The organism is Mycobacterium palustre (assembly GCF_002101785.1).
In the GTDB taxonomy this organism is placed as follows: domain Bacteria; phylum Actinomycetota; class Actinomycetes; order Mycobacteriales; family Mycobacteriaceae; genus Mycobacterium; species Mycobacterium palustre.
This window is the reverse complement of sequence record NZ_LQPJ01000023.1, coordinates 1-3587: the sequence shown is the minus strand read 5'-3', so window position 1 is coordinate 3587 and position 3587 is coordinate 1. Positions and strand designations below refer to the sequence as shown.

5 protein-coding genes are annotated in these 3587 nt (G+C 61.6%); 1 reads left to right on the top strand and 4 read right to left on the bottom strand.

Annotated elements, in window-relative coordinates:
- Nucleotides 1–228: 228 nt before the first annotated feature.
- The 4 genes from AWC19_RS02390 to AWC19_RS02375 form a co-directional block, all read right to left on the bottom strand.
- Complete coding sequence (locus AWC19_RS02390; RefSeq protein ID WP_085076506.1) at nt 229–591, bottom strand: hypothetical protein; 363 nt, start codon at nt 589–591, stop codon at nt 229–231.
- Nucleotides 592–699: 108 nt separating this feature from the next.
- Entirely contained in the window at nt 700–1215 is a 516-nt protein-coding gene (locus tag AWC19_RS02385; protein WP_085076504.1) for an Rv2253/PknI dimerization domain-containing protein, read from the bottom strand.
- A 97-nt stretch (nt 1216–1312) separates the two neighbouring features.
- The gene (locus AWC19_RS02380; protein WP_245848654.1) at nt 1313–1999 is read right to left on the bottom strand and encodes a TetR/AcrR family transcriptional regulator; all 687 of its coding nucleotides are present in this window, start codon (nt 1997–1999) and stop codon (nt 1313–1315) included.
- Nucleotides 2000–2037: 38 nt separating this feature from the next.
- Entirely contained in the window at nt 2038–2796 is a 759-nt protein-coding gene (locus AWC19_RS02375) for an alpha/beta fold hydrolase (RefSeq protein WP_085076502.1), read from the bottom strand.
- Between the two features lie 382 nt (nt 2797–3178).
- Between AWC19_RS02375 and AWC19_RS02370 the strand changes: the two genes are divergently transcribed.
- Nucleotides 3179–3550: an MlaD family protein gene (locus tag AWC19_RS02370; protein ID WP_169718066.1), complete on the top strand. Its 372-nt coding sequence runs from the start codon at nt 3179–3181 to the stop codon at nt 3548–3550.
- The last annotated feature ends 37 nt before the right edge of the window (nt 3551–3587 follow it).

The window sequence follows — 3587 nt, the reverse complement described above, 5'->3', positions numbered from 1 at the left end:
GAGTTCGCTCTACAGTGGACCACGACCCACCAACCCCAAGTCGCATAGTGACTGGACCACCAAACGGGTCCCCATCACCATAAGCAGACCAGTTGCCGACGGGTGAACCGCCCTGGAAGTCCCGGAGGCTCTGATGTGCCCCGGGTTGCACGGAGTCGGTTTGCTTGACTTCTGGTCACGACATCGCCGAAGGAGCCGTGTCCGTGCTTAATGACACGAACGGGTGCCCTACATCCGCGAAAGCGAAAACGGGTACGTGTTGGTCCCGGCCGGCGCACCACCGCAGCCTGTCGCGAACGAGGATTCCAGCGCACCAGTCAGCGTTGTTCCATCCCATGAATACGTGTCGTGGGTAGGAAGGGCGGGGCCATAGTAGACGTCACCGCAGCGCAGGCCATCGGGGACATCGACCGTCAACGTGTAGCGGCCGTTGGCGAGCGGTGCGTCGCCTTCGTAGTCGAAGCCCTTTGCTATGGGCCGGGCTATCGCGTACACGTGCACACATCCACCGGAGCACGACGAGATCACCCACACCCAAGTGTGGAAGTCATACCTGCCCGCAATGTGCAGTTCGTAGTTGCCGATGGGCATCTCGGCTCGGGCGACCGGCACGATCCCGAGCGTAGGCACCGTCAGCGCAACGCAAAGTGTCAGGATCTTCAAGCCGAGACGCGATGATGAGAGCGACATTGACGACAGTCACGCGATCTTAACGAGCTTGAACGGCAACGCGATTTGAAGCGAGACGTTCCTCCCGCAGGCCCCGCTTGGACCGGTCGTCACGTCTTCGCCGGCATAGGTTGTCGACTTGGGGTCGACGTAACCGTCGGCGCCGACAGGTGTGAATCGGTAGACCTGATGGCCGGGGGCGGTGGTGCCGTCGGCACAGCGCTCCCAGTCGGCGAGCTCGCGCTTGACGTACCACTGGACGTTGGTTGTGTAGATGGGTGCGGTCCAACCTTGGTCGCTTTTCACCGTGCCTGTGCAGTCGATGGGCGTGGTGCACGTGGTGGCGATGGTCCAGGTGCTCCGCACCGTCGCTTCATTGTGATACACCTGGTTGGACTGTGCCCACTCGCCGTTTGATGTGGCGGTGAAGATGCCGTTTATGGCCGACTCATCACCGGTACCGTGCGCGGTCGGGGCGGGGCTTAACATAGCAACCAATGCCACGGAAGCCGCTAACGCGCTTGCTATGCCGCCAATCGAAGCCATCGTTCGTTCCTCACTTGGCTGCTACCGTGGGCCGACAACGCAGGAGTGACCCGGTCGACCGGATATGGAAGTCAATGCACGACATCGGGTTATTCCGTCAGCCTTTCGCGGGGAAGCGGTTTTTTTGATGCCTGTTGGCGACACCCTCGATGACGGCATGAAGATAGTCGTCGATCTTTTCCGCGCTCGCCATCGCGCGTTCGCCACCGTAGACGTAGCCGATTTGCAGACCAGCGATGAAAGTCGTTATGGCGAAGGCCTGGTCATTAATCAGCGTGGGATCTGGGCTCGCGCCGGCCGGCTGCAACTGCGCCACAGCTTCGAGGCTCATCGCCGCGAATCTCATTGTGTTCTCACGAAATATCTCCATCAACTCCGGATCGCGAGGAGCTTGCATCAGCAGCTCGAAGCGAGCCTTGGTCCGCGACAGCGCTGGCTCTTCGGCCGATTTCATCGCTAAATCCGCTAATCGGGACAGCATCAAATCCGTCGAGTCGGCCGCATCGTGCGTGGCGTCCGTCGCCGAAACGAACTCCCGCATGTCCAGTTCGGCCACTCGCGCGGCGATGGCGTAGATCAGGGCCTTGCGGGTGCGAAAGTGAACGGAGGTGGTGCCATCGGGCACTTGTGCACGCCGGTCGACTTTGATGTGACTAAGGCCTTTTGCGCCCTCATCTGCCAACACCTGAATGGCGGCATCACAGAGCTCCTGGCGACGTTGCAGCGGATCTCGGGTTCTTTTCTGCGGGGTTTTCGAAATATAGCCCCCTCGGTGTTGATCCACCGAATCGATCCTAGTCATTGTTTCCATCGCCTTTAAGTTTAATTCGGAATTAGCGGTCCGATCGGCTTTGTCGTGGTGGCATGGACGAGAAGTTCGGCCAGTTCACCCGGGCGGCTCAGAAACGGTGAGTGCGAGGTGTCGATCGTAAGTTGCTCCACACCGAGCCGGGAGACCACCGTGTCGGCCAGCCAGCCGGGCATCGAGCGATCCTGCAGGCACCGGATGAAGCTGCGCGGGAGGTCGGCCGCCCAGAACCGCGGTACGGAGACTGGGGTGACGCTCGTCTCGCCGGCTCGCTCGGCGTCGAGGTGCTCGTAGGCCCACCGGGCGGTCTCCTCGTCGCAGTCATGGTAAAAGTATTTCCACGCACCCTCCATGTCGGCGAACGTCATCGCGCCGTCTTCGGCGAAGTGCAGGTAACCAAGCATTTCCCCGACGTCAGCGTCGAATTCGCCGTCCTCACTGTTGCGCATCGCCATCGCCTCGGGATAGGTCCGGCCTTCGCGAGGCAAGCACGCCGCCAGATAGATCACGTGGCTGACGCGGTCGCTCGCGGCGTCGGCGGCCAATGTCACGTCGAACCCGCCGCCGGAGTGACCTACCAACACGTCGCCCGGCTCGATCACCGAAGCGATCGACTCCCGACGATTGGCGATTGTCGACTCTTCGCCGGCTCGCGACCCGTGTCCCGGGATATCGACCGCGATCGCCTCATGCCCGAGCCGCTGAAGTTCCGGGATGGTGCGACTCCAGCACCAAGCCGCGTGGAAGCCACCATGCACTAGCACGAATCGCATCAGGGGTCCTCTCGTTTAGTCAGACGGCGGAGCGTCTCTGAGCGTGGCATGTCGTCCCGTGGGCGAGGACAAGCTGCAGCCAAGATACACGGCACTATCAAAATAGTGGAGTGCTACTAATAAAATAGTAGAAACGGTTTACCGATCTTATAGTGCTTGCTAGTGTCTGCGACATGTCTCGCTGTCGGGTGGTGTTGATAGCCGCGCTGCCCGCCGCACCTACCTGGCCTCGTGGCGCGCGGCCGACATGCGCGGTCCCGTTGCCGTCCCCTTGTGCTCGAACGCCCACAGCCGGTGGTTGCGGCGAGTGTCAGATTCCCGATCCGCAGGTGGTCGACGCTACACAGCCGCTGGTCGCGTCGTCTCCGGCCAGGCGATCGGCATGAGAGACGACAGCGGGCCCTCTGTACGCCAGGGAGCCGTTGATCGCCGGCGGGCGGTAGCGGGGCTGGTAACCGTTATCGTGATCGCTGCCATCGTCGGTCTTTGCGCCACTATGTTCCGCGGGGGCTTCGACGACACCTCGCCGGTCACGGTGTTGTCGCCACGGGCAGGCCTGGTAATGGACCCCGATGCCAAGGTGAAGATGCACGGTGTCCAAGTGGGCAAGGTCGCCTCCATCGAGGAGCAACCCGACGGGCAAGCAGCCATCCACCTGGCCATGGATAAGGCGCGGCTGCAGTTGATTCCGGCAAACTCCCTCGTTGATATCGCTGGCAATGTCAACTTGAAGTGGCCCCAGTGTGACGGCTAGTTTTGGCCCCCCCTTCGCGGTGCGTTGGGATTTTCTG

What these genes read in the sequence shown, in the direction of transcription:
- AWC19_RS02370 (WP_169718066.1), top strand. Translation starts at nt 3,179, where the DNA reads ATGAGAGACGACAGCGGGCCCTCTGTACGCCAGGGAGCCGTTGATCGC.
- AWC19_RS02385 (WP_085076504.1), bottom strand. Translation starts at nt 1,215, where the DNA reads ATGGCTTCGATTGGCGGCATAGCAAGCGCGTTAGCGGCTTCCGTGGCA.
- AWC19_RS02390 (WP_085076506.1), bottom strand. Translation starts at nt 591, where the DNA reads ATGCCCATCGGCAACTACGAACTGCACATTGCGGGCAGGTATGACTTC.
- AWC19_RS02375 (WP_085076502.1), bottom strand. Translation starts at nt 2,796, where the DNA reads ATGCGATTCGTGCTAGTGCATGGTGGCTTCCACGCGGCTTGGTGCTGG.